Below are 25,972 nucleotides of genomic sequence, written 5' to 3' on the forward strand. Positions count from 1 at the left end.
GGGCCGTCAGACGAACGACGGCCCGTCCTCCTCGGTGCTAGTCCACTTCCGCCACCGCCTGCGCGAACTGCGCCTTGTACAGCCGCGCATACGCCCCGTCCGCCGCCAACAGATCCGCGTGCGCGCCCTGTTCGACGATCGAACCGTTCTCCATGACCAGGATCGTGTCCGCGTCCCGGATCGTGGAGAGCCGGTGCGCGATCACGAACGAGGTGCGGCCATGGGCGAGTTTGGCCATGGCCTTCTGGATCAACACCTCCGTACGGGTGTCAACCGACGACGTCGCCTCGTCCAGGACCAGGATCGTCGGGTCGGACAGGAACGCCCGCGCGATGGTGATGAGCTGCTTCTCACCCGCGCTGACGCCCGTACCCTCGTCGTCGATCACCGTGTCGTAGCCGTCGGGCAGCGTACGGACGAACCGGTCGGCGTGCGCCGCCCGCGCCGCCTCCTCGATCTCGCCCCGGGTGACCTCGCGGGAGGCGCCGTAGGCGATGTTGTCCGCGATGGAACCGCCGAACAGCCACGTGTCCTGGAGCACCATGCCGATCCCGGACCGGAGTTCGTCCCGGGACATCCGCGCGATGTCGACGCCGTCCAGGGTGATACGCCCGCCGGAGACCTCGTAGAACCGCATGAGGAGGTTCACGAGAGTCGTCTTGCCCGCACCCGTCGGGCCGACGATCGCGACCGTGTGACCCGGTTCCACCGTCAGCGAGAGGTCCTCGATGAGCGGCTTGTCGGGGTCGTAGCGGAAGGAGACGTGCTCCAGGGCGACCAGGCCGCGGAGTTCGGCGGGGCGTTCGGCCGGCATCGGGTCAGGCGCCTGCTCCTCCGCGTCGAGGAGTTCGAAGATCCGCTCCGCCGAGGCGACGCCCGACTGCACCAGGTTCGCCATCGACGCCACCTGCGTCAGCGGCATCGAGAACTGGCGCGAGTACTGCACGAAGGCCTGTACGTCACCGATCGAGAGCGAGCCCGACGCGACCCGTAGGCCGCCGACTACCGCCACCAGCACGTAGTTGAGGTTCGACACGAACATCATCAGCGGCTGCATGACCCCGCTGTTGAACTGCGCCTTGAAGCCCGCCTCGTACAGCGCGTCGTTCTGCTCCGCGAACAGCTGCGCCGACTCGTCCTGGCGGCCGAACACCTTCACCAGGGTGTGCCCGGTGTACATCTCCTCGACGTGCGCGTTGAGCTTGCCCGTCGAGCGCCACTGCTGCACGAAGTGCGGCTGCGAGCGCTTGCCGATGCGCGTCGCGACGAGGAACGACAGCGGCACGGTCACCAGCGCGACGAGCGCCAGCAGCCAGGACACCCAGAACATCATCGCGAGGACACCGATGATCGTGAGCAGCGAGTTGATCAGCTGGCCCATCGACTGTTGCAGCGTCTGGCCGATGTTGTCGATGTCGTTGGTCGCGCGGGAGAGGACCTCACCGCGCTGGCGCTTGTCGAAGTACGACAGCGGGAGGCGCGACATCTTCGTCTGCACGCTCTCGCGCAGCCGGAACATGGTCCGGTTGACCGCCCGGTTGACCATCCGGGTCGCCACCGCCATCAGCAGCCCGGCCACCATGAACGTGCCCAGCGCGAGCAGCAGCACATGACCCACCGAGGTGAAGTCGATGCCCTTGCCCGGTGTGAAGTCCGTGCTCTTGAGCATGTCCGCGACCGAACCCTGGCCGCGATCGCGCATCGCCTGGAGGGCCTGCGCCTTGGTCGTCCCGGCGGGCATCTGCCGCCCGATGATGCCCGCGAAGACGAGGTCGGTGGCGTTGCCGAGGATCTTCGGCCCGACCACGTTCAGCCCGACGCTCACCACCACGCACATCAGCAGGATGCCGATGGTCAGCCGCTCCGGCCTGAACTGGCCGATCAGCCGCTTGCCGGACACCTTGAAGTCCATCGAACGGGCGTCGGGGCCCGTCCCGGCCATCATCCGCCCCATGGGCCCGGCCATCAGGCAGCCTCCGCTTCCGTGAGCTGGGAGAGAACGATCTCCCGGTACGTCTCGTTGTCCGCCATCAGTTCGTGATGGCGGCCCGTCCCCACGACCCGACCTTCGTCGAGTACGACGATCCGGTCCGCGTCCCTGATCGTCGCCACCCGCTGCGCCACGATCACCACGGTCGCCTCGGCGGTCTCCTGCGAGAGCGCCGCCCGCAGCGCCGCGTCGGTCGCGTAGTCGAGGGCGGAGAAGGAGTCGTCGAAGAGGTAGATCTCCGGCCGCTGCACCAGCGTCCGGGCGATCGCGAGCCGCTGCCGCTGACCGCCGGAGACGTTCGTGCCGCCCTGTGCGATGGGGGAGTCCAGCCCGTTCTCCAGCCCCTCGACGAAGCCCTTGGCCTGCGCCACCTCCAGCGCGTGCCACAGCTCCTCGTCGGTCGCGTCGGGATTGCCGTAGCGAAGGTTGGTCGCGACCGTGCCCGCGAAGAGGTACGGCTTCTGCGGGACCAGGCCGACCGTCTTGGCGAGCAGCACCGGGTCGATGGTCGACACGTCGACACCGTCGACGAGAACCTCGCCGTCGGTCGCGTCAACCAGGCGCGGGACCAGACTCAGAAGGGTGGACTTTCCGCTGCCGGTCGAGCCGATCACGGCCGTCGTCTCGCCCGGGCGGGCCACCAGGTCGATGGACTTCAGTACGGGTTCCTCGGCGCCCGGGTAGCAGAAGCCGACCCCGCGGACCTCGAGGTGCCCGTGCCGGCGCAGCTCGAAGACGGGAGCCACCGGCGGCACGACACTGCTCTCCGTGTCGAGGACCTCCTCGATGCGCTCGGCACAGACCTCCGCGCGCGGCACCATCATGAACATGAAGGTGGCCATCATCACGGACATCACGATCTGCATCAGATAGGCGAGGAACGCGGTCAGATCACCGATCTGCATCCCGCCGCTGGCGATCCGGTGCGCGCCGAACCACACGACGGCGATCGACGACAGGTTCACGGTCGTCATGACCACGGGGAACATCAGCGCGAGCAGGTTGCCGGTCTTCAGCTGCATCTCGGTGAGGTCGGAGTTGGCCTTACGGAACCGGTCCTTCTCGTACTCGTCCCGCACGAAGGCACGAATGACACGGTTGCCGGTGATCTGCTCGCGCAGCACCCGGTTCACCGCGTCGAGGCGCACCTGCATCGACCGGAACAGCGGCCGCAGCCGCCGCACGATGATCGTCACGCAGATCGTCAGCGTCGGCACCACCGCGATCAGCACCCCGGACAGCGGCACGTCCAGACCGAGCGCCAGGATGATCCCGCCGACGCACATGATCGGCGCCGACACCAGCAGGGTGAACGTCATCAGGGCCAGCATCTGGACCTGCTGGACGTCGTTGGTCGTCCGGGTGATCAGCGAGGGCGCGCCGAACTGGCCGACCTCGCGGGCCGAGAACGACTGCACCCGGTCGAAGATGGCACCCCGGATGTCCCGTCCGACGGCCGCCGCGGTGCGCGCGCCGTAGTAGACGGCACCCGTGTTGCACACGACCTGGACCAGCGAGATCCCGATCATCAGGGCGCCGAACGACAGGATGTAGCCGGTGTCCCCCTTCACCACACCGTTGTCGATGATGTGTGCGTTCAGGGTGGGCAGGTAGAGGGTGGCGCAGGTCTGCAGAAACTGCAGCAGCACCAGCAGGAGGATGGGTTTCCTGTAGGGCCTGAGATAGGTCCGCAGAAGTCGTATGAGCACGCTGGGTCTCTCGGAGTCGGCGGGTGGAGGGCGGGCGGTGTGCCCCTCGCCCCTATCGTGGAACACTCCACCCGCGTTACCTCAACCGATTAAGCCAACAGCAGTGCGCTACGGCCCCTTATGCACCCTTGAGTGCCTTATTCGGGCCGACGTTGGTGCGTACCTACGAGCGGAACGCGCCCGGATGGGTCTGTTCCCGTACGGACACGTACTGCTGCCGCACGGCCTGTCCTACGGCCAGTTCGTCACCGGGCTCGAAGACCTGGGCGACCGGACCCTGCCAGGGCGGCGGGTTGCGCGGGTCGAGGGTGCCCTGCGAGACACCGAGCGCCCACGCGGCCTGCCGGGCGGCGCCGAGCGCGGCGTAGTCGGCGGGCTGCGGTACGACGATCTGGGTCCCGAAGAGCGCGGGCGCCGCGGCCTGCACGGCGGGCAGCTCGGCGGCCGACCCGAGCAGGAAGAGCCGTCGTACGGCCACACCGCGTCCGCGCAGCACGTCCAGCGCGTCGGCGAGCCCGCACAGCATGCCCTCGAAGGCGGCCCGCGCCAGATGCTCCGCCTTCATCGACTCCCGCCGCAGCCCGGCCAACGTCCCGGCGGTGTGCGGCAGATTGGGCGTCCGCTCACCCTCCAGATACGGCAGGAACACCAGCCCGTGCGCCCCGGGCGTCGACTTCATCGCCAGCTCGGACAGACTCTCCAGATCGGGCAGCCCGAGCAGCTCGGCGGCGCCCCGCAGGGTCCGTACGGCGTTGAGTGTGGTGACGACCGGCAGATGCATCCCGGTCGCGTCGGCGAGCGAGGTGATCATCCCGCTCTGGTCGACGAGCGCCTCGTGGTGCACGGCCATCACGGACCCGGAGGCCCCGAGCGACACGACCGCGTCCCCGAATCCGATCCCGAGCCCGAAGGCGGCGGCCATGGTCTCGCCGGTACCGGCGGAGATCAGCAGCCCCTCCGGGGTCGTACCGGCCGCGTCGGAGGGTCCGATCACCTCGGGGAGCATGGCCTGGTGGCCGAGGGCGAGTTCGACGAGATCGGGCCGGTAACCGCCGCTGGCGGCGGACCAATAACCCGTCCCGGAAGCCCCACCCCGGTCGGTCGTCCTCCGCACCGGCCGCCCGAGCAACTGCCACACGAGCCAGTCATGAGCCTGCAGCAGCGCGGCGGTACGCCGGGCGTTGTCGGGCTCGGTCCTGTTCAGCCAGCGGAGCTTGGTGACGGGCTGCGCGGCCTGCGGTACGGAACCCACCGCCTGCGCCCACGCCTCGCGCCCGCCGAGCGCGTCGATCAGATCGGCCGCCGCGACCTGCGCCCGCTTGTCACCGCCGACCATCGCGGGCCGCACGGTGTTGCCCTGCGAGTCCAGCGGCACGAGCGCGTTCTGCTGCGCGGACACACCGATGGCCTGCACGCCTTCGAGCAGCCCCCCGCCGGCCGCCTCGCCCAGCGACAACAGCCAGGCCTGTGGATCGACATCGGAGGGCCGCCCGCCGCCCTCGGTCTCGGATTCGACCGGATGCGGCGCATATCCCTGCCTGAGCACGGACCCCGTGTCCGTGTCGCAGACGACGATACGAGTGAAATCGGGCGAACTGTCCAACCCGGCGACTATCCCCATGGCGGAAATTCTGCCGCATCGCTCCGCCGGGTTTGGCCGTCGAGCCGCAGGGGTGCGTGCCGTGGGGCGGGTGCGGGTCCGTTGTGGCTGGTCGCACCGCGCGGCGGAGCCGCAAATGAACACAGCCCCGCGCCCCTCAGGGCGTGCACTCGCCCTACTGGAGACATGCGCCGTTACGTATTGCTCGTCCCCCAGTCGTCCCCGCTCGTGCCGTTGGTGTTGCGGTCGCGGAGCGAGCGGACCCGGTCCGCGACGGAGTCGGGCATGCGGTCGCCGACCTTCTCGCTGACCGCGTGGTACGCCTTGCCCGCGTACTGGCGGCCCTGCTGCGCCGCCGTCTCGGCGGTGTTGCGGACGGCGGGGTTCTGCGCGACCTGACGTGCCGACTTCTTCAGCTGCTCGTAGCGCTCGCGTCCGGCCCGCGTGCCCAGCACGTAACCCAGAGCCAGTCCGACGACGAACGTGAGCTTGTAGCGCATGACGGCCATCCTTCCCTTGCGTAGATCTCCGGCGCGGCACCGGGGCCGGGGGAACCGATTGGCGGAGCACCCCCCTGCTTGCGCTAATGTATGTGTCGCAGCGAGCACACGCCCCCTGGCGAATACCCAGGGAGGTACGTTCGATGCAACGAGGCATTCCCCTGTAGCTCAATTGGCAGAGCAGCCGGCTGTTAACCGGCAGGTTACTGGTTCGAGTCCAGTCGGGGGAGCTTCGGTCTTCCGTAGCTCAATTGGCAGAGCAGCCGGCTGTTAACCGGCAGGTTACTGGTTCGAGTCCAGTCGGGAGAGCGCAGTGAGGAAGCAGTGATGAGGACCCCGTTGGGGTCCTTTTTCATGTCCCCCGGAACCGCTCGCGGCAGGCCGCAGTCCTCATGGTCGTGCGAAGTCGACCATCCGAAGCAGGAGATCGTATGAGCGGCTATGCTGCGGCAGACGGCGCGTACAAATGTGCGCGACGCGCCGTAATGGGGCGGTAGCTCAGCCGGTTAGAGCAGCGGACTCATAATCCGTCGGCCGTGGGTTCGAGTCCCACCCGCCCCACCTTCGCTACGCGGGCAGAAACCTTCTGACCTGCGAGAACGTGGTTTTCCTAGGGTGTGTGGCGTGCAGCGAACGCTGCGCGTGGTGCAGCGAATCCTGCTTCGTGTACGGGCAAGAAGATGCTTGCGTGGCTGTGACCTGCGGGTTTTCCCTCGGTGTGGTGTGGGAGTGTCGTGGCGCGGTCCCACGGCTGGTGAGTGACTTGTCACCAACTGGGGCAGTCGCTGTGGTGCTGGAACTTGGCGTCGGGCGAATGGCGCTCGGTGGATGCCTTGCGGGATCGTAGGTTCCTACCGTATCGAGAAGGTCCCGTACGGCGGGCCGGGGCTGGAGCCGATCCTTACAGAGGGCCCGCACCCCGACGCACGGAGTCAGCGGCCGAAGGAAGAGTAGGTTCTTGTGCCTGTCCCCACACGGCTGGGGCACCTGCATCCGGTGGCGGCCGCGCTCAATGACCCCACCCCGGCCCAAGCGCTTCCGGCCCCTCACGGCGGCTGAGGCCTGTCAGTTCCTCGACGCTGCCCGGGCCGACCGGCTCCACGCGTTGTACGAACTCGCCGTGCGCACCAGCCTCCGCAAAGGCGAACTCCTCGGCCTTCACTGGGAAGATCTCGACCTCAACAGCGGCACCGCCACCATCCGCCACTCCCTCCAGCGCACCCGCACCAGCGGCCTCACCCACCTACCCACCAAGACCCGCGCGTCCGAACGCCGTATCGCCCTTCCCGCCGAGTGTCTCCACTCCCTCAAGGGGCACAACGAGCGACAGGACAAGGAGCGAGAGACCGCAGGGGCAACCTGGAGAGAGCGGCCTCGTCTTCACCACACCGACCGGACGGCCCCTCGACCCGGCCAACCTCACCCGCCGCTTCCGCACCTTCCTCGACCGAGCCGGGCTCCGACGCATCCGCTTCCACGACCTCCGCCACTCGACGGCGACGCTACTCCTGGAACAGGGCGTCGACCTCGTCGTGATCAAGGAGCTGTTGGGTCACGCCCACATCGGCGTCATCGCCACCGTCTACGCCCACGTCCGGCTCCGCCTCCAACGCGACGCCATCGACCTTCTTGGTAACGCGCTCCGCAACCCCGCTGAGATCTCCGGCAAGCCCGACGACAGTGACGAACCACCCCTCCTCGGAGCCGCCGTCCGCTGACGTTGCCGTCAACTACTGCCGTCAACCACCCCAGAAGCCCCGCCAGGACATACCTGACGGGGCTTCAACTTTGCTGTTGCTATCCAGCGCGAGGGTTGCAGGATCAGGCAGTGAGGCTACACCTCACCCTCCAGCCAACGTTCGAATGGTGCGACCTCCGACAGCTCGGAATTGATCGCCTTCAGCCCTCCAGCAAAGTCCCGGGACAATTTTGAGAGCATCGCGACTAGCTCACTCTGCGCAATACTCTCGCGCTCCGGGTCTGGAACCCAATTGGTTCGCGAATCACAGTGAATCATCACGAGATCTCCGCTTGGGCGGAAGGTCAAAGTCCTCTCGATGCCTTGCGAGTAAAGATCCACCTCGACTTCGCGGCGTTCACGCACACTCGCCAGAAGCGACGGGAGTTGCTCCATGAAGGCAGACAAGTCATACGCGACATCGAGCGGCCACTCATTATTCCCGAAGCCGCCAATGCGGAATATTCCGCCTCCGGCATCGGAGAGGGCGCTACACGCCTCCATGACGAGAGTTTCATACTCTCCACCCGGCTCCATACTCGCTGAATCAGGAGTTGGAGCACCTGACGGCACGGCCAGATTGAACGACACAGAGAAGCTCATCTCTCCAGCCTCCTAGTTCGGGCCAATGATCGGAAATCCCGTCTTGTGCAGACCATTTGGACTTGGTACGACGGTAGCTGCGCGCGCCTGGACAATGCTCCCATCCGGCATGATCACCTGCCCCATTCCCTCCGGGATCTGCACCGACCTAGGACCGGCCCCTTCGACATGGAGCCCCTTGAGGAAATCTGCAGCAGCGTCGTTGTCCAACCATTGACCTTGCTGGTTCCCAGTGCTGCGAGCATGATCAGTCAGAGCCTTCGTGTTCTTCGCCCCAGCGCCATGAGTCTTGAATGTGTGACCCCACGTTTTCACGCTGTTAGACGCCCAGTTCACACACCCATTGCTGTTGGGAACCAGGACCGGCGTCTGACCAGCGAGTACATAGTACGTGTGGATGTCGGCCACGGTGAGGTTGTAAACAGTGGCTGGCTGGGTCCATTGGTCGACGTTGGTGATTTGGATGACGGCGCGGGCGGAAGTGCTGAGTCGTTCGCCGTCGATGAGCTGGGCTGCGTTGACCCAGTCGCCGAGTTCGGGTACCCAGAAGGGATGTCCGGCTGTGGCGGTGACCGAGGCTGTCTTCTTTTGCCGTCGACTTCGATGGAAAGGGTGATTCTGACCAGGTTCTTCAGACCGTTGCCGATGATCTCGGCAGTTACCGTTTTGACTTCGGTTCGGCCGGTTTTGGGGTCCGTGGTGAGGACCTTGTCCCTGGTCTTCACGTCCTCGATGGGCTTGGTCGTGCCGTCCGCCATCAGGACCTGGGTGCCGGGAATGAAGCTGTTGCAGGGCCTTTCGGCTCCAGCAGCCCCGCCCAGATAGGCCAGCGCGGTCGTACTGATGACCTCGCCGAAGAATTTTCCACGGGCGACGGCCGCGGCTTTGTCGCTGGCTCCGCACTTGCCGTCTCAGGCTCCGCCACGGTGGCCACCGCCGTCGCAGCGCCCAACATCGCCTTCGCCGTGCAGAACGGTGATGGCGGCGGAGGAGGCGACGACGGGGGTGGGTCCGACGGCTCGTCCTCCGAGGGTTCGGACCGGGACAGGGATGCGCAGTCTCTGCGGCAGGAACACAAAGGCGAGGACGGTGAGCCGCAGCTCACCCTGGACAATGCCTACCGCGCGTTGGACGGCGCTCCGGAGGGGACTCGTGCCCGGGTGATGCCCAAGGAGAACGAGCTATCGAGCAAGCCAGGAGCCAAGGGGAAAGACAAGGTCAAGAACGCTGACCTCGAATATCTCGACCAGCAGGGTGACATCGTCGGCTACGGCGAGGTCAAGACCATCGGAGAGGCCGACGAGGGGAAGTTCGACGGGCAACTTGACAGTGCCGTCAAGCAGTTGCGCTGGCGGCAGGACTGGAAAGGCGGCACGGAGGTCAACGAGATCTTCATCCAGGTCCCCGACCTGGCCGATCCTCCGGAGGTCAAGAGCTGGGTCAAGAGCTACCGGAGTGCTCGCAGGGGCGGAGTGAAGTCGATCAGCGGGTACCGTCTGCGGGTCTTCAGCGAAAGCGGCAACAGTCTGGGGACCTTCGACCTGGGCGACAATGCCGACGAAGGCTATGTCGAGGACCACACCTACCATTCGCCGAACGGGTACTCCTACTGAACCGCCCAGCGCTGAATGACCTCAGACCGTAATCCGGGGCGGGGCGGACGCGTACCGCGAGGGCGCGTCCGCCCCGCCACTGTCCGAAAGGCGCCTTTCTTGTCCTCGATGCTTTACCAACTGCGCGAGTCCTTCCCTGACGCGCAGAATGCGCTGGCACGGGCGCGGGGGATCTCGCGCGAACTGGCCGACTGGACCTCCTGCCCCACGCCCCGAATGGAGCCGGTGACCACAGCCGAGCAATACGCCTACGCCCTCTCCGCCTTCGACACCGCCCGCATCTACGGGAACCAGGCAGAACCCGGCGTCGGACCCTGCCTGGACGAACTGCGGCGCCGCACCGTCGTCACGTTCGACAACGAAGAGCCGAACTCCTCGTTCGCCGGCTACGCGATACTCCGCCCCGACCTGATCGACCTCTGGCCGCTGCCCGAGAAGCTGACTCTCACTCTGGATTCGACCTCGCCCTTCGGCGATCCCTACAGCGAGCCTGACCCCGACTGCACCGAGGAGGAACTGGATGACATGGTTTCCGTTCTCGGACCGCTGTCTCTGAACGTGGACTGGGACTGCGGCTGGCGCGGACTGTCCGAGTCCAAGGACTGCGGTGTGCAACTCTGCCTGAACAGTGTCTGGACGCGGCAGATCGCCGTGCCGTCGCCCGGCGAGTTCGGCGTCTGGATTTCCCTCGGCAACCGCATCGCCTGGACGACCGAAGGCGAGAACTGGCGCCGCGACTGCGGACTTTCGCTGGGCGAACCCCAGCAAGGCTGGTGACTCGGACGCTCGGAGCCCTACGCCCCGGTGGAGGCGAGCCCTCGGTTGACGCAGCCGGCTGGTTTCCCTTGATCACCGCGTTGTAGTGCAGTGTGTGGAAGGTGACCACGGTGCCGGCCAGGTCGAGGGGTTGAAGCAGCGGGCGGAAGGCGGCCGTGCGGAAGGCGGCCGTCTCGTTGGTCTTGGCCCCCACCGCCCGCTGGGCCGGGGTGACGGCTGACAGCAGGTGCCGGTGCCCGGAGCCGGACAGCGCCTTGCCGTCCACCGCGATCGCCGGCAGCCGCAGTGGGGCCGGTGGTGGCGACGTCGGCGTGGTTGCGTTCGGCCAGGTAGGCGCCGATCACGGCGTCCAGGACATTGCCGTCGAGGGCAGCCAGGTTCCGGGTGAGGGTGGCATGGGACGGGGCGCGGCGACGTCCGGGCAGATGGTGCCGGATGCCGAGCTGTTCTAGCACGGTGGTGGCACGTTGTCCCCATTCGGTGATCTCGGTGACGGTCCGGGCGCCGGAGACGACTGCGCAGGCACAGATCAGCAGCAGGCCGATCAGCGGACACCACCGCCCGCGACGCGACCACGGGTCGGGTACGCGCTGGAGTTGAGCCCCTGCAGGCGGCCGGTGCCGTGAGGGCGGAGGGGGCCCGGTTTCACGAGGACGGCAGGGATCGGGAAGGATGGAACGGCAGGCGCGGGACCTCGATGTGATCAACTGGCGTAAACACCCTGATGATCACCGGTCCCGTGCCTGTGCTGTTGCCGCGTCAACTCCCGCCTCACGAGGACGATCTACGCGATCCTGGAACTTGCAACCACCCTGCGTTCCTTTGGCTTGTACTGAAACGCGTTGCTGTTCGTGTCCGGGGCACGTCATGCTTGCTTCCAGCGTGAAGCGCTGGATCACACGATTGACACGGCTGGAGTGGCCCATGACAGCGGGTGGGCCGTCGGACGCAGATGTACCGAGACGGCACCGAGCCAACCTTGAGGCGTTCGTACTGCGCGCTCGCCGAGTGGAGGCGCACTCCCTCGCGGCCGACTGGGACGCTCTGGTCACTCTCGCTGGGGCGCCCTATTCGGTGACCGTCCAGGACGACGGTGAGGCGACTTTTCGGCAGGACTTTCCGGCTGAAGAGCTGGTCGAATCGGCTGCTGCGAGGGTCAGGCCCCTCCTGCTGGAGACTGACGCCTGTTCATACCTCAAGGCTCTGGCAGGCATGGGGTACTTCTGCCGGTCCTTGCCGGACGAGTCGATCTGGGTGAGGGAAGCCCGGACTGAGTGGAGAGGGAGGACTGGGTCCACCACCACGCGTGAGAGTGGCTACCAGGTCATGATCGGCAACGCTGGCACTGGTCAGGTCGCAGGTCTGGACGACCAGACGTTGGCGATGGCATGGATCTACGGTGATGTCGTTCACCACGACGTGGAACGGCTCAGGGAGACTGACCCATTCGGCCTGTCCGAACGGTTCCGCGCCGCAGTGCCCCTGGTCGCCTGGGTGATGATCAGCGCGATCGAACTGCTCAACTATGTCCGGGCTCTGCAGTCCGCCGAAGTCCTCGCGCTCCAGCCTGAGCTGTTCGATCAAGAAGTCGTGCTGACCTCGACGTCGTGGGAACACACCGGACGGGTATACAGTGCGCCGCTCGGAACGCCCGCTCCCGCCGATGCGCTGGCCCCCCTTGGTGAGGGATGGGCCCCGCTGGCGAGCGACATCGTCGTCCAGCTAGCGGACGAGTGACCTCCGTAGAGGTCTTGAGTCCTTGCTTGCCGGACAGCCCCGCCGGGCTGAAAAACTCACTGAAGGTGACCATGATTCCCGCCGCTCTGGTGGAGAGAAGCCGGCCGCACGATTCGATGCTCGCCTAAGCAGGAGCTGTCGTCGTGGGGAACCGTACGGTAGGTCTTGAAAGGCTGCTGGCCTTCACCTGAGTGTGGTGGGTTGGTGCAGCGAACGCTGCACGACTCTCGATTGAGCCGGATCGAGCAGGGCTCAACGGGACCGAACCGAGGGTATAAATCGGGCACTTTGGCAAACCTGCAGGTGAGAAGCCTCACCCGGATAGGTTCGAGTCCCACCCGCCCCACCTTCGCCTCTCCCAGGAGAACCGTTTCCACCTGTGGAAACGTCGGAACGGGTGACGTCACTCGAACGTGGTGACAGCCGTTCGGCTGTTCAGACCAAGATCCAGTGGACGTGTAGTGGACGCGGGGCCGGATCAGGGGACTCAGGCTCATCAGGCTGCCTTCCGGCGCCTGTTGGGGGCCCTGCTCTCAGGTACCGGCGGTCGACCGGAGCAGGACGGTCCGCCAGAACCCGGGTTCCGGCGGACCGTTGGGGAAATCAGGGATCAGGGATCAGGGATCAGGGATCAGGGATCAGGGATCAGCACAGGCAAGGGTCCATACCCGTCCCGAGGCCGATGATGTCGCGGTCCCGCAGCGCGCCGGAGTAGGCCTGTACCTCGTCCACGTCGCCATGCAGGTACTCGCCCCAGCCGTCACCGGACCTGGCTCTGCCGATCTGGAGGGCACCGGTGCTGTGCCAGCCGTCGGGGAGGCTCGCGGTCGCCTGGGCGTTGGTGTAGCCGTCCAGGTAGAGCTTGATCGTGTCGGTGGCGTCGTCGTAGACCACCGCGAGGCGATGGCCCTGGCCCTCGCCTCCGTCCGGGCTCACGATCTGGGACACCACCTTCTCGGGGGCTCCGGCCTCGTCCTTCTCCGGCATCACCAGTTGCCAGGTGTACGTGGACGGCTCGTAGCGCACCTTGAAGGCGTCGGTGTGCTCGCCGGCCTGGGAGAGCACGGTCATCGGGTGGGCGGGCTCGGAGTCCGCGAGGCGTACGACGACGCCGAGCGTGAAGCTGTCCCCGGTGTCCACGACGGGCCCGTCGGCGGCGGCGTACCCGCTCTCGCCGTCCAGCCGCAGATGCCCGTCACCGACGAGCGGCGGCGGCACGTAGGTGCAGTCCGGGTCGATGTCCGGGATGCAGGAATCGTCGGAGCCCTGGTAGATCGAAGCACCCGTGCCGAGCCGCAGCGGTGCGCCGCCCGACTGTTCGGGGCTCGCACCGTCCGTCGCGTTCTCCAGCGACCAGTGGCCGAGCAACTTCGGCTTGCGGTAAGCCAGTTCGGCCACCTCGTCCGGCACCACGACCCGGTCGTGAACCTGTACGTCACCGATGTCGCCGTGCCACTGGTCCCCGTAGCCGGCAGTCCCGAGGGCACGCCCGATCTGGAAGGCGCCGGCCGCCTCGGCGGGAGTCGCGTCGGCCGCGGTCCCGGTCTCCTGGCCGTTGACGTACAGCCGCGCCTTTCCGGTCTCGGCGTCGTACAGCCCCAGCAGATGGGCCCACTCGCCGGTCTCGGGGGCGCCGCCGGACACCTGCGCGCCGCCGACCGCGAACGACCAGGCGGTCCCGGAGTCCTGGTGGCGCAGCCCGAGGTCGAAGCCGGGTGCCCCGTCGGCATCCTGGCTGAGGACGGTCATGTCCCGGCCGGTTTCCGCGGGCCGTACCCAGGCGCTCACCGCGAAGGATTTACGGAGGTCGGTCGCCGGGGCGTCCGGGGTGAGGAAGCCTTGGTCGCTGCCGTCGAGGGCGACCGTGGCGGTGGCTGTGGTGCCGGTGGGCACCGGGCCGCCGAAGGTCACGCCGGTCCCGGCGCGGGCCGGCGTGCCGGTCTCGGCGGCGGCCGAGCCGGAGCCCGCCGGGTCGTCCAGCTTCCAGCGGGCGACGGGGGCACGGCCGGCCTGCACGTTGAAGGCGTAACGCGACTCCCCGCTGCTTCGGCCCGACCGGTCGATCGCGCGGACCGTCAGCGCCTTGGGTCCCTCGGAGAGCGGCAGGTACGGAATGGTCACGGCCGCGCCCGGCCGCTCCGCGGAGACGGTGCCGTATGGGCCGCCCAGGAAGCCGTACGTGTACGACACCACGTCGTCGGAAGGCGAGTCCATCGTGAAGTGGCCGTAGACGCCCACGCCGTCCACCCAGAACACGTCCTCCGGGTTGGGGTATTCGGGAGAGGTGATCGTCGCCTTCTCCGGGCTCACGTCGTCGTACACGAACGAGCAGACCGAGCCGTCGCCCTCGTCGCTCCACGGGGAGGTCGCCTTGCCGTCGTTCGCGCGGACATGCCAGGAGACGACGGTGTTCGCCGGGATGTCGTTCGGCATCGTCCAGTACTGGCGCGACCCCGAGGAAAGAGTGATGGTGGTGTAGGTCCGCTGCTGTTTCACTCCGGCCGCGTCCGTCCACCAGGCTTCGAACTCGCCACTGAGCGGGCTGGATTCGGAGGGCTGGTTGTCCTCCTCCGGGTCGTACAGCACCGCACTGAGCCTGGGCGGCGCCGAAACGTATGGCGTGTCGTCACCGGTCGCGCATGGCTTGCCTCCCGACTGGAGGTCTTGGACGAGCGGCTGATTCGGCGGCAGGTTGTCCACCGCGTACGCCGTCCCGGCAGCCGCGGCCAACAGCGCCGCCGCACAGCTCCCCACCACCGTGCGTCTGCGTCTGCCTGTCCTTGTGAACCTGCTCAAGTGGCCCTCCCCTGTGAGTACTTGATGCTCGTGGATCACACGAGCGCCTGAAGCTAACAGAGACCACTGACAACGCGGAAAGGGTTTCCTGGCCGACCTGTTCCAGAACTTCGGTGTCGTCGAAGCAGGCCCGCCAAGATCCTCGAAGGACTCGGTCACCCCTTGTTCACGGGGATCACGGCAACAGGGCAGTCCGCGTGCCGCCGTGCCGCTCGGCCGACCGGGCTCAGCAGCGCGGCGGGAACGCGGCCGTGGCTTCGTGAGCCGATCACGATGAGCTGGGCTCGGGTGCTCGTCTCCATGACCGCCCTGCGGAGTCCGCCTCGGACGCGGGCGTGGTGCGTGATGACGTCCGGGTACTTCTCCCTCTGCGCGGACAGGGTGTCGGCGAAGCCTTTGCGCGCCCGGCCGTCGCGGACGGCCGTGCTGTCCAGCACGACCAGGTCCGCGCCCCGGGCCGATGCCTGCGCGTAGGCGAACTCCACCGCGGCGGGGACCTCCTGGCCGTGGCCGCCCACCAGCACGACGGGACCGCTGGGGTCGGGCCTGCCGCGTACCACCAGCACCGGGGAACGCCCGTGGGCCGCCAACTGCCCGGCGACCGAGTCGGACCGCAGAGAACCGGCCCTGCCCGTCGGGTGGTTGCCGACCACGACGAGGCACGCGTCACGGGATCCGGACTCCAGTACCGCCACGGGGGAACCCAGGAGGACCTCCTGCGTGACACGGACGTCGGGCGCGGCGCGGAGGGCCCATCGCCTGGCCTCGGCCATCGCGCCCTTCACCACACGGCGTGCTCCGGACCCGCCCCGGTCCCAGGGCGGAACGCCAGGTGAGACCTGGTCCGACGACCACGCGAAGGCGTGCGTCAACCGGAGTTCCGCTCCGATCCGGTCGGCCTCCTGCGCGGCGGCCTCCACCGCGGCCATGCCCGACTGCGAGCCGTCGACTCCCACCACGACCGGGCCGCTCATGACGGATCCCCCTTGCCCTCGCGCGGACTTCAGAACCTGGGTGCGCCGCTCGGCGGCGCGCACTGTGCTTTCCATGCCTCAGGTTCTCCCTCGGCGCCGCGGGCCCGACAGGGCCGGGTGGGTCCCCGGCGCACGCCGTCCGGCCCTGCTTCGGGCGCGGCGGGGGCGGTCCGCTACTCCGTCGGCACCGGTACCCACCACACCAGCGTGGTCCCGCCGTCGGACGGACTGCTCAACTCCAGCTCCCCGCCGAGCTGCTGGGCCCGTTCCGCCATGTTCCGCAGCCCGCTGCGGCGGCCGTCGGCCGGGATCCCGACGCCGTTGTCCCTGACCGTCAGCCGGACCTGGTGGGAGTCGGCGGTGAGGGAGACATCGCCACGGCCGGCGTGAGCGTGCCGGGCGATGTTGGTGAGGGACTCGGAGAGTACGGCGATCAGGTGGTCGGCGATCTCGCGCGGCCCCCGGGTCTCCACCAGCCCTTCCATCCGCACGCTGGGCGCGAAGCCCAGCACCGGTGCCGCCTCGCCCACGATCCGCACCACGCGCGCCCGTAGGCCGTCCCCGCCGGTGCCCTCGCGTGAGCGGAGTCCGAAGATCGTGGACCTGATGATCTTGATCGTCTCGTCGAGGTCGTCCACCGCGCGTGCGACGCGTTCGGCGGCCTCGGGGTGCTCGATGAAGCGGCCCGCGCTCTGGAGGGTCATGCCGGTGGCGAACAGCCGTTGGATGGCGAGGTCGTGCAGGTCGCGGGCGATGCGGTCGCGGTCCTGGAGCACCGCGATCCGCTCGGCGTCCCGACGGCGTTCGGCCAGTTCCATCGCGATGGCGGCCTGGGCGGCGAAGGTCTGCAGGGTCTCGGTCTCCATCGCGGAGAAGGGCTGCCGCCCGGCGTCCCGCACCAGCAGGACCACGCCGCGCACCCCCGCCTCACCGGTGCCGATGGGCACGGCCACGGCCGGGCCGAGTCCGCCGAAGCGCGGTGGGTCCAGGGAGATACGGCCGTCCTGCCCGACGTCCGCGCTGGTGACCGGGGCCGCGGCGGCGAAGGCCAGCCCCATCAGGCTGCGGTCCATGGACAGGACGAGCCCCTGGTGTGCTTCGGCGTCCAGCCCGACGGCGATCTCCACGACGAGCGACCCGGTGTCCTCCATCGGCAGCGCGACCGCCGTCAGCGCGGAGCCCGTGATCTCCCCGGCCCGCTCGGCGATCAGGGCGAGGATCTCCGTGCGGGAATCGCCGGAAATCAGGTTGTGGGTGATCTCCGCGTTCGCCCGCAGCCAGCGCTCCCGCAGCCGGGACTCCTCGTACAGACGGGCGTTGTCGATCGCGACACCGGCCGCCACGGCCAGGGTGGACAGGACCGACTCGTCCTCGTCGTCGAACTGTGCCCCGCCGCGCTTCTCGGTGAGGTAGAGGTTCCCGAAGACCTGGTCGCGTACCCGGATGGGAACGCCCAGGAAGCTGTTCATCGGCGGGTGGTTGGCCGGGAAGCCGTACGAGGCGGGGTGCTCGGAGAGCTTCGCGAGACGCAGCGGCTCGGGATGGCGGATCAGCTCACCCAGGATGCCGTGACCCTTCGGATACGGGCCGATCCCGGCGATCTGCTCCTCGGTGACCCCGACGGTGCGGAAGGCCGACAGGGCCTTGCCGTCCGGGGTGATCACGCCGAGCGCGGCGTACTCCGCGTCGACCAGGACCGCCGCCGCCTCGACGATGCTGTGCAGGGCCTGCTCCAGCTCCAGCTCCCTGCCGACGGAGAGCACCGCCTCCAGCAGACTGTGCACCCGGTCGCGGGTGCCGCGGGCGGCGTCCAGCCGTGCCTGCAGCTCCTCCAGCAGTTCGTCCAGCTTCAGCTGCGGCAGCCGTATGCGGGCCGCCCGGGGTTCCTCGGGGCTTCCCACCTGTGCCTCCTCCGGTTCTGTGGCGGGTGGGCACCCACCGCTCCGGATGTTGCTCACGCTACCGGCACACGGCCCGCGACGGTACGGAGTCGGGGAACGGATCCGGGGCCCGGCGAGTGGGGCCGTCCGGGCCCTGACCAGGACCCGTCCGGCCCTTGGAGCGGGCCGGGGCCCGGGAGACGCTGGAGGCGGGAGCGGCACCGGTCCCCCGCGGTGCCGCTCCGCCCGTTCACCCAGCGGTTCGACAAGCGAGAGCCCAACGGTTCCGACAAGCGAGTACCTCACGGTATGGAAGCCCGCCATGGTCAAGGACGACAGCCAACCGATCCATCCGGCCCCCGCGGGCCCGCGTCGCCGTGTCGAGCTCGGCAGCGCCGAGGCGCTGCGGCTGCTGGGCAGCGTGTCTCTGGGGAGGATCGTCTTCACCCGGCACGCGCTGCCGACCGTACGCCCGGTCAACCACGTGCTGGACCAGGGGGACATCGTCGTCCGCACCCACCGGGGTTCCGCCCTGACCTCGTACACCGAGCGGGCCGACGCCCCTGGTGCCGTCGTCGCCTACGAGGCCGACGTCGTCGACGCGGACTCGCGTCTGGGCTGGAGCGTGGTGGTGACGGGGTACGCCCGGCTCGTGACCGATCCCGCTGAACTGGCCCGCTGCCGGGCGATGTTGCGGCCGTGGGTGGAGACGGCCATGGACCAGATGATCCGTGTCCGCCCCGACCTGGTCACCGGTATCCGGCTCAGCGCCGACGGCCCGACGGGCACGGCCTGAACCGTGCCCGGCCGGTGCCGCGCGGGTCCTCGTCGGAACGCCGAACGGCCCCTTGTGGCAGGGCCGTTCGGCTCGGGACGCGGTAACAGCCGTTCGCCCGGGGTGTGTTCGGGCGACGACGACGGCTTCGTCACACGGTGATCCGGCGTCCCGTGACCGTCCGCATCTCGACCCGCACCCACAGGTCGCGCTCGCCTCCCGCCCACGGCCCGCTGTGGGCGGCGTCCGCGAGTCGGCGGGCCTCGTCGGGGTCCGTCACCGCTCGCCCGCGTCCCCGCACGAGCACGCTCCAGCCCCGGCTGAACGCGTCGTCGATGCGGTCGACCTCGAAGGCCACCTGGTGGCCGACCGCCGACGACGGCGTCGTACCGGAGGCGGTGCGGAACACGATCGCGCCGTCGACGACGCTGTAGTTGACCGGTACGACGACGGGCCCCGAGTCGGTCGACACCGCGATTCTCCCTACGCCGTGCGTGCCGAGGAGGGACCTGCACTCGCCCGTGCTCAGCTCGGTGAACTCGGGGCTCCGCGCGGCCTGTTCGAGCCCGGGCGGCAGTTCGGCGGTCCCGCCCGTGAGGTCCGACACCGTGGTCTCCAGGGCGGCGGCCAGGCTGAGAAGTGTGCCTCTGCCCGGCGTGGCGCCGGGAAGCTCCTCGAGGTACTTCAGATAGCTGGGCGCCACACCGGCCCGGGTGGCTGTCTCCGGCCGGGTCAGGCCCAGTCGCGCACGCCGTGTGGCGAGGCGGCGTCCCAGGTCGCCCAGGGGATGTTCGGTCGGCGTACCGGAGTCGGTCCGTGTCTGTTCGGGCATGGACCTCACGTCCTCTCGTCGGTCCGCGCGGAACGGGGACCGTGATGCGGTGACCCCGGCGGACCTGCGCCGTGGGTCACCGCGACTTGTGCGCCGACAGGGCGCTCACACGGGCCGGGCCGCTCCGTTGGGCGTCGGCACATGAGCCGGCTCGGCCGGTGCGGGCAGGGCGACCGTCGGCGGTGTGACGGTGGCCGCGGACGCCTCGCGGGCGAGGAAGGAGCCGAGTTCACCGATGGTGCTCATCAGCGGTGCGGGGAAGACGACCGTGGTGTTCTTGTCCACACCGATCTCGACCAGGCTCTGCAGGTTGCGCAGTTGCAGGGCGAGAGGGTGGGCCATCATCGTGTCGGAGGCGTCGCCCAGGGCCGCGGCGGCCAGGGACTCTCCCTCGGCGCTGATGATCTTGGCGCGCTTCTCCCGCTCGGCCTCGGCCTGCCTGGCCATCGCGCGTTTCATGGACTCGGGCAGTTGGATGTCCTTGAGTTCGACCAGGGTGACCTCCACGCCCCACTCGACGGTGGTGACGTCCAGGATCTGGCGGATGTCCAGGTTGATGCGGTCGGTCTCGGACAGGGTCTCGTCCAGGGTGTGCCGACCGACGACCTTCCGCAGGGTGGTCTGGGCGATCTGGTCGATCGCGGAGTTCACGTTCTCGATCGCGATGACCGACTTGACCGCGTCGACCACGCGGAAGTAGGCCACGGCGGAGACGTCGACGCTGACGTTGTCGCGCGTGATGATGCCCTGGGACTGGATCGGCATGGTCACGATGCGCAGCGAGACGCGGTGCAGGACGTCGACAAAGGGGATGATGAACCGCAGTCCGGGTGCGCGCGGGCCGACCAGCCGGCCGAACCGGAACAGGACGCCCTTCTCGTACTGCCGGACGACACGGACCGCCATCGTCAGCCCGATCAGTATCAGGACGACGAGTACCACCAGGACAGTGATCAAGGTGGTCATGTTTTCGCTCCCTCGGAAGATGGACCGTGGCGACGGATCACCAGGTCCGGCGAGGCGTCGCCGCAGTGGGGCACCGGGAGGCGCGAGCCCTTTTTCGTGGTCTCACCACGAGCCTGCTCCGCCCGGCCGGCGGACGGTAGGGCCGACAGGCCCTGTGTTCACCGCGAGCGGCCCCCGCCCCCCTGTGCGGAGTGGGTGAGGTCAGGCGTCCCAGCTCCAGTCGGCGACCTCGGGCAGGTCGGTGCCGTGTTCGCGGATCCAGGCGTGGTGGCGGGTGCGGGCGTCGGCCATGGTCTGGCGTACGGCGGCCGCGCGCACGGCGAGGCCGGGGACGCGGTCGATGACGTCCATGACGAGGCGGTAGCGGTCGAGGTCGTTGCGGACGACCATGTCGAAGGGCGTGGTCGTGGTGCCGGACTCCTTGTAGCCGCGTACGTGCAGGTTGGCGTGGCCGGTGCGGCGGTAGGCGAGGCGGTGGATGAGCCACGGGTAGCCGTGGTAGGCGAAGATCACCGGCTTGTCCGTGGTGAACAGGCCGTCGTACTCGAAGTCGCCCATTCCGTGCGGGTGTTCGTCGCGCGGCATGAGCCTCGTCATGTCGACGACGTTGACGACACGGACGGCGAGGTCGGGCAGGTGCCGGCGCAGCAACTGGGCGGCGGCCAGCACCTCCAGGGTGGGCACGTCACCCGCGCAGGCGAGCACGACGTCGGGTTCGCCGCCGTTCTCGGTGCCCGCCCACTCCCAGATCCCGGCGCCGCGCGCGCAGTGGGCGCGGGCCTGGTCCATGGAGAGCCAGTCGAAGCAGGGCTGCTTGCCGGCGACGACCACGTTGACGTAGTCGCGGCTGCGCAGGACGTGATCCGCCACGGAGAGAAGGGTGTTGGCGTCCGGCGGGAGGTAGACCCGGACGACCTCGGGGCTCTTGTTGAGGACGTGGTCGACGAAGCCGGGGTCCTGGTGCGAGAAGCCGTTGTGGTCCTGGCGCCAAACGTGGGACGTCAGAAGGTAGTTGAGGGAGGCGATGGGTGCCCGCCACGCCAACTCCCTCGATGTCTTCAGCCACTTGATGTGCTGGTTGACCATGGAGTCGACGATGTGCACGAACGCCTCGTAGCAGGAGAACAGTCCGTGCCGGCCGGTGAGGAGATAGCCCTCCAGCCAGCCCTGGCAGGTGTGTTCGGAGAGGATCTCCATCACGCGGCCGTGCCGGTCCAAGTGCTCGTCGACCGGCAGGAGTTCGGCCTGCCAGGCCTTGCCGCTGGCGTTGAAGACGGCCTGGAGACGGTTGGAGGCGGTCTCGTCCGGGCCGACGAGACGGAAGTCGCGGCTGGCCGAGGTGTCGTGCATGACCTGTTCGAGGAGGTCGCCGAGGATGCGGGTGGGCTCGTGCAGGGTGGTGCCCGGCTTGTCGACGGGGACGGCGAAGCGGTCCAGGGACGGGACCGGCAGGTCGTGGACGAGGAGACCGCCGTTGGCGTACGGGCTGGATCCGAGGCGCTTGGTGCCCTCGGGCAGGCAGGCGAGGACGTCCGCGACCGGCCGGCCGTCGGCGCCGAACAGCTTCTCCGGGTGGTAGGAGCGCAGCCAGGCCTCCAACTGCCGTAGGTGCTCCGGGTTTTCGCGCACCTCGGACAGCGGGACCTGGTGTGCGCGCCAGGTGCCTTCGACCGGGACGCCGTCGACCTCGGCGGGACCGGTCCAGCCCTTCGGGGTGCGCAGCACGATCATGGGCCAGTGCACGCGCTCGCTCACGCCGTCCTCGCGGGCCGACTGCTGCATCGCGGCGATGCGGTCCAGCGCGTCGTCGAACGCGGCGGCCATCGCGCGGTGCACCGTGAGCGGGTCGTCGCCGGTGACGTGGATCGGCTCGTGGCCGTAGCCGCGCAGCAGTTCGTCGAGTTCGGACTCGGGGAGGCGGGAGAGCACGGTCGGGTTGGCGATCTTGTAGCCGTTGAGGTGCAGGATCGGCAGGACGGCGCCGTCGTGGACCGGGTCGAGGAACTTGTTGGAGTGCCAGGCGGCGGCGAGCGGGCCGGTCTCCGCCTCGCCGTCACCGATCACGCAGGCGACGAGCAGGTCCGGGTTGTCGAAGGCGGCGCCGTAGGCATGCGCCAGTGAATAGCCCAGCTCGCCGCCCTCGTGGATGGACCCCGGGGTCTCGGGCGCCACATGGCTGGGCACACCGCCCGGGAAGGAGAACTGGCGGAAGAGCCTGTCCATGCCCGCCCCGTCGCGCGACACGTCCGGGTAGGTCTCGCTGTAGCTGCCCTCCAGCCAGGAGTTGGCGAGCACGGAAGGCCCGCCGTGCCCCGGACCCCACACGCACAGCGCGTCCAGGTCACGGGCCTTGATCACCCGGTTGAGGTGCGTGTACACGAGGTTGAGGCCGGGCGAGGTGCCCCAGTGGCCCAGGAGCCGGGGCTTGATGTGTTCCGGCTTCAGGGGTTCGGCCAGCAGCGGGTTCGCCATCAGGTAGATCTGGCCCGCGGCAAGGTAGTTGGCGGCCCGCCAGTGGGCGTCCAGGGCGCGCAGTTCGTCGTCGGGAAGTACGGTGCCGTGCTGGTCTTCGACCATGGTCATGGTGACTCCGTAAGTCGTCGGGGTGTGGCGTCGGTCCGCGGTCAGGTCCGCTCGGGCACGATCACGACCGGGCAGGTGGAGTGGTGCAGGACCCCGTGGGCCACCCGGCCCAGCTGGAGCCCGTAGTGCCCGGGGCGCCGCTTGGCTCCGACGACCAGGAGGCCGGCGTCCCGCGAGGCGTCCACGAGCACGGTCCGGGTGTGGCCTTCGGTCGTACGGCCGTGCGACTCGACGGTGGCGGGAGCGTCCTGGAGAGCGGCTGCCAGGGCTACGGCCGCCCGCTGTTCGTGCAGCCGGGCGGGTTCGCCGGCCATCAGCGGATGGTCGGTGCTCTCGTGCGCCGGCCACCGCCACGCCCGTACGGCTTCGAGGGGGACCCCGCGCCGCTGTGCCTCCTCGAAGGCGAAACGCACTGCCGCCGAGCCCGCCGGTTTCTCTCCGACGCCCACGACGACACGGCCGTGCGTGCCGGCCGGGGCCTGGTTGTCGTGGTTGCCGCGTACGACGACCATCGGGCACTGCGCGTGCCCGGCGACGATCAGGCTCACGGAACCCAGCAGCACCTCGGCGAGTCCGCTGCGGCCACGTGTGCCCGTCACCAGGAGCGAGGCGGTCCGGCTCTCCCGCACCAGCGCGTACTCGGGTTCCTCCGCCAACACCTCGACGCTCACGTCGAGTTCGGGTTGGCGGCGGCGTGCCCGCCGTGCGGCGTTGTCGACGACGTCCTCGGCCCGCACCTGCTCGTCGGGCTTGGCGAGGTTCTCGGCGAGCGAGGTGCCCTCGTACCGCTCCCACAGCGACGCGTACACCAGCCGTAGCGGTGCCCCGCGCAGTACGGCCTCGTCGGCCGCCCAGTCGACGGCCCGCAGGCTGGGTTCGGAGCCGTCGACGCCGACGACGACCGGGAGGTCCATCGCCCTCACCGCCCCGCACCGAGGTCGAAGACGATCCGGGCCCTGACGCCCCCGCGCAGCACGTCGGCGATGGACTCGTTGACGGAGTCCAGCGGGCGGGTCTCGCTGATCACCTCGGTCCGGCCGGCCGCGTGCAGCTGGAAGACCTCGGAGAGGTCCTGCCGGGTGCCGACGATCGAGCCGATCACCGAGGTGCCGTTCAGCACGGTGTCGAAGATCGGGACCTGGATCGTGCCGTGCGCGGGCAGGGCGACCATGACGAGCTTCCCGCCGCGCCGCAGACCGGAGTTGACGGCGGCGAACGCGGCCTCGTTCACGGACAGGGCGATCGCCGCGTGCGCGCCGCCGTGCCCCTTGAGGACCTGGCCGACGTCGTCCTTGCGGGCGTCGATGACGAGGTCGGCGCCGAGCGCGGTGGCGAGTTCGAGCTTCTCGTCGGTGACGTCGATCGCGGCGACGGTGGCCCCGGCGATCTTCGCGTACTGCACCGCCAGGTGCCCGAGCCCGCCGACCCCGGAGATCGCGACGAGCTGCGCGGGCCGGACACCGGCGACCTTGAGCGCCTTGTACGTGGTCACCCCGGCGCAGGTCAGCGGGGCGGCGTCCACGGCACTCACGCCGTCGGGCACCGGCTGGGCGAAGTCGGCCCAGGCGAGCAACTTCTCGGCGTAGCCGCCGTCGCAGCCGTACCCGGTGTTGATCTGCTGCTCGCACAGCGTCTCCCAGCCCGAGAGGCAGTGCTCGCACCGCCCGCAGGCCCAGCCGAGCCACGGCACCGCCACCCGTTGGCCGATGCTCAGGTGGGTGACGCCGTCGCCGAGCTTCTCGACGAGGCCGACGCCCTCGTGCCCGGGGACGAAGGGCGGGGTCGGCCTGACCGGCCAGTCGCCGTGCGCGGCATGGATGTCGGTGTGGCACAGCCCGGACGTCTCGACCCGCACGCGGACCTGGCCGGGGCCGGGCTCGGGATCGGGGCGGTCCTCGATGACCAGGGGTTCGCCGAAGGCTCGTACGACCGCTGCCTTCATGGTTGCTGCTCCTTGGGTGGGGGTCAGTCGTGCGGGACGACGGCGACGGGGGCGGTGGAGTGGTGCAGGACGGCGTGGGTGACGGAGCCGATGCGGGCGCCCAGCGGGACCCGGCGGACGCGGCGGCCGACGACGAGCAGCGAGGCCTCGCGGGAGGCGTCGACGAGGTGGTTGCCGGGGGTGCCGTAGGGGCACTCCTCGGTGACCTCGGCCTCCGGGAACTTCTCGCGCCACGGGCGCAGGGCCTCGGTGAGGGCGGTGGACTCGCTCTGCGCCAGGGCCTCCTGCACTTCGAGGTCCACGGGCAGGCCGTAGTCGTAGTAGGCGGCCGGGTTCCAGCCGTGGACGACGCGCAGGGAGGTGCCACGGCGGGCGGCCGCCGCGAACGCGAACCCGATCAGTTCGTCGTCGGGGCTCTCGATGTCGAGGCCGAGCACGACGGGCCGGAACGGAGCCGCGGCGGACGGGATGCCGAGCGGGTCCGTCGCGTGCTCGTCGGCGGCCTGCTCCCCGGCACGGACGAACACGACCGGCCGGGCGGCGTGCGCCAGGACGGACAGCCCGACCGAACCGGCCATGAACCCGCCGATCTCGCCCCGTCCACGGGAGCCGAGAACGAGCAGCTCCGCGTCCTTCGCGGCGCTCGCCAATACGTCGGCGGGCGGGCCGGATAGCTGTTCAGTGGTCACGTCGAGGCCCGGATGGCGCAGCCGGATGCCTTCGCCGGTCTCGCGGGGAATCCGCTCGGTCCGGTACTGCTGCGTCCCGGCGCCGGGCAGCGGTGCCTGCGCAATGGGAGCCGGTACGGGCTCCCGGACCTGGACCAGTTTCAGCGGCAGGCCGAGCAGTCGTGCCTCGCGGGCGGCCCACTCGGCCGCCGCGCGGCTCTCGGCGGAACCGTCGAGGCCGACCGTGACGGTGCGGGTCATGGTGTCCACCTTCTGGATCGGGGGTCCT

General features: G+C 69.1%; 19 protein-coding genes, 3 tRNA genes and 2 pseudogenes. 8 read left to right on the forward strand and 16 right to left on the reverse strand.

All coding sequences use genetic code 11. From position 1 onward, the window contains the following. Window positions 1–37: 37 nt before the first annotated feature. The 4 genes from OO69_RS33890 to OO69_RS33905 form a co-directional block, all read right to left on the reverse strand. Window positions 38–1,966, reverse strand: a complete 1,929-nt coding sequence (locus OO69_RS33890) for an ABC transporter ATP-binding protein (RefSeq protein WP_033284710.1) — start codon at window positions 1,964–1,966, stop codon at window positions 38–40. Then, complete coding sequence (locus tag OO69_RS33895; protein WP_033284711.1) at window positions 1,966–3,699, reverse strand: ABC transporter ATP-binding protein; 1,734 nt, start codon at window positions 3,697–3,699, stop codon at window positions 1,966–1,968. The genes OO69_RS33890 and OO69_RS33895 overlap by 1 nt, the downstream gene beginning before the upstream one ends. 163 nt (window positions 3,700–3,862) lie before the next feature. Next, on the reverse strand, window positions 3,863–5,320 hold the full coding sequence (locus OO69_RS33900) for a xylulokinase (protein ID WP_033284712.1): 1,458 nt from the start codon (window positions 5,318–5,320) through the stop codon (window positions 3,863–3,865). A gap of 173 nt (window positions 5,321–5,493) precedes the next feature. Further along, the gene (locus tag OO69_RS33905; RefSeq protein ID WP_033284747.1) at window positions 5,494–5,799 is read right to left on the reverse strand and encodes a hypothetical protein; all 306 of its coding nucleotides are present in this window, start codon (window positions 5,797–5,799) and stop codon (window positions 5,494–5,496) included. 157 nt (window positions 5,800–5,956) lie between these two features. Here OO69_RS33905 and OO69_RS33910 point away from each other — a divergent pair. The 4 genes and pseudogenes from OO69_RS33910 to OO69_RS50595 all read left to right on the forward strand — a co-directional run. Next, window positions 5,957–6,029: transfer RNA gene (locus OO69_RS33910), tRNA-Asn, on the forward strand. Window positions 6,030–6,035: 6 nt separating this feature from the next. Further along, a tRNA-Asn gene (locus OO69_RS33915) sits at window positions 6,036–6,108 on the forward strand. A 178-nt stretch (window positions 6,109–6,286) separates the two neighbouring features. Beyond that, window positions 6,287–6,360 (forward strand) — tRNA-Ile (locus OO69_RS33920). Window positions 6,361–6,820: 460 nt separating this feature from the next. After that, window positions 6,821–7,517 (forward strand): annotated as a pseudogene (locus OO69_RS50595) (site-specific integrase); the annotation flags it as partial. Between the two features lie 116 nt (window positions 7,518–7,633). On the opposite strand, the gene OO69_RS33935 reads toward OO69_RS50595, so the two are convergent. Together OO69_RS33935 and OO69_RS53970 are read right to left on the reverse strand one after the other, a co-directional pair. After that, window positions 7,634–8,140: a hypothetical protein gene (locus OO69_RS33935; RefSeq protein WP_158713453.1), complete on the reverse strand. Its 507-nt coding sequence runs from the start codon at window positions 8,138–8,140 to the stop codon at window positions 7,634–7,636. A gap of 345 nt (window positions 8,141–8,485) precedes the next feature. After that, window positions 8,486–8,937, reverse strand: a pseudogene (locus tag OO69_RS53970) (polymorphic toxin-type HINT domain-containing protein); the annotation flags it as partial. A gap of 129 nt (window positions 8,938–9,066) precedes the next feature. Between OO69_RS53970 and OO69_RS33945 the strand changes: the two are divergent. Then, window positions 9,067–9,753 carry a hypothetical protein gene (locus OO69_RS33945; RefSeq protein ID WP_033284717.1) on the forward strand — a complete coding sequence of 229 codons (687 nt, stop codon included), beginning with the start codon at window positions 9,067–9,069 and terminating at the stop codon, window positions 9,751–9,753. A gap of 108 nt (window positions 9,754–9,861) precedes the next feature. Beyond that, complete coding sequence (locus OO69_RS33950) at window positions 9,862–10,530, forward strand: hypothetical protein (protein WP_033284718.1); 669 nt, start codon at window positions 9,862–9,864, stop codon at window positions 10,528–10,530. A gap of 17 nt (window positions 10,531–10,547) precedes the next feature. Here the strand turns inward: OO69_RS33950 and OO69_RS53975 are convergent, their stop codons facing one another. Further along, on the reverse strand, window positions 10,548–11,237 hold the full coding sequence (locus OO69_RS53975; protein WP_199811084.1) for a transposase family protein: 690 nt from the start codon (window positions 11,235–11,237) through the stop codon (window positions 10,548–10,550). A gap of 367 nt (window positions 11,238–11,604) precedes the next feature. Here OO69_RS53975 and OO69_RS33960 point away from each other — a divergent pair, with 367 nt between their 5' ends. Continuing rightward, window positions 11,605–12,267: a hypothetical protein gene (locus OO69_RS33960; protein WP_234444598.1), complete on the forward strand. Its 663-nt coding sequence runs from the start codon at window positions 11,605–11,607 to the stop codon at window positions 12,265–12,267. Window positions 12,268–12,912: 645 nt separating this feature from the next. Here the strand turns inward: OO69_RS33960 and OO69_RS33965 are convergent. From OO69_RS33965 to OO69_RS33975, 3 genes are all read right to left on the reverse strand, one after another. After that, complete coding sequence (locus OO69_RS33965) at window positions 12,913–15,024, reverse strand: LamG domain-containing protein (RefSeq protein WP_033284721.1); 2,112 nt, start codon at window positions 15,022–15,024, stop codon at window positions 12,913–12,915. 194 nt (window positions 15,025–15,218) lie between these two features. Next, complete coding sequence (locus OO69_RS33970; RefSeq protein ID WP_234444599.1) at window positions 15,219–16,112, reverse strand: universal stress protein; 894 nt, start codon at window positions 16,110–16,112, stop codon at window positions 15,219–15,221. A gap of 98 nt (window positions 16,113–16,210) precedes the next feature. Beyond that, window positions 16,211–17,938 carry a GAF domain-containing protein gene (locus tag OO69_RS33975; protein WP_033284722.1) on the reverse strand — a complete coding sequence of 576 codons (1,728 nt, stop codon included), beginning with the start codon at window positions 17,936–17,938 and terminating at the stop codon, window positions 16,211–16,213. Between the two features lie 301 nt (window positions 17,939–18,239). On the opposite strand from OO69_RS33975, the gene OO69_RS33980 reads away from it, so the two are divergent. Next, window positions 18,240–18,713, forward strand: a complete 474-nt coding sequence (locus tag OO69_RS33980) for a pyridoxamine 5'-phosphate oxidase family protein (protein WP_051801369.1) — start codon at window positions 18,240–18,242, stop codon at window positions 18,711–18,713. A gap of 130 nt (window positions 18,714–18,843) precedes the next feature. Here the strand turns inward: OO69_RS33980 and OO69_RS33985 are convergent, their stop codons facing one another. From OO69_RS33985 to OO69_RS34010, 6 genes are all read right to left on the reverse strand, one after another. Further along, a complete protein-coding gene (locus tag OO69_RS33985; RefSeq protein WP_106971152.1) occupies window positions 18,844–19,524 on the reverse strand; it encodes a helix-turn-helix domain-containing protein in 681 nt (226 codons plus the stop codon). A gap of 105 nt (window positions 19,525–19,629) precedes the next feature. Further along, window positions 19,630–20,490: a slipin family protein gene (locus OO69_RS33990; RefSeq protein WP_033284724.1), complete on the reverse strand. Its 861-nt coding sequence runs from the start codon at window positions 20,488–20,490 to the stop codon at window positions 19,630–19,632. 201 nt (window positions 20,491–20,691) lie between these two features. Beyond that, on the reverse strand, window positions 20,692–23,073 hold the full coding sequence (locus OO69_RS33995; protein WP_033284725.1) for a phosphoketolase: 2,382 nt from the start codon (window positions 23,071–23,073) through the stop codon (window positions 20,692–20,694). Window positions 23,074–23,114: 41 nt separating this feature from the next. After that, entirely contained in the window at window positions 23,115–23,987 is an 873-nt protein-coding gene (locus OO69_RS34000; protein WP_033284726.1) for a universal stress protein, read from the reverse strand. 5 nt (window positions 23,988–23,992) lie between these two features. After that, window positions 23,993–25,015, reverse strand: a complete 1,023-nt coding sequence (locus tag OO69_RS34005; RefSeq protein ID WP_033284727.1) for a zinc-dependent alcohol dehydrogenase — start codon at window positions 25,013–25,015, stop codon at window positions 23,993–23,995. Window positions 25,016–25,038: 23 nt separating this feature from the next. After that, window positions 25,039–25,944, reverse strand: a complete 906-nt coding sequence (locus OO69_RS34010; RefSeq protein WP_033284728.1) for a universal stress protein — start codon at window positions 25,942–25,944, stop codon at window positions 25,039–25,041. Window positions 25,945–25,972: the final 28 nt, after the last annotated feature.

It is taken from the genome of Streptomyces sp. NRRL F-525 (assembly GCF_000716605.1).
Lineage (GTDB): Bacteria > Actinomycetota > Actinomycetes > Streptomycetales > Streptomycetaceae > Streptomyces.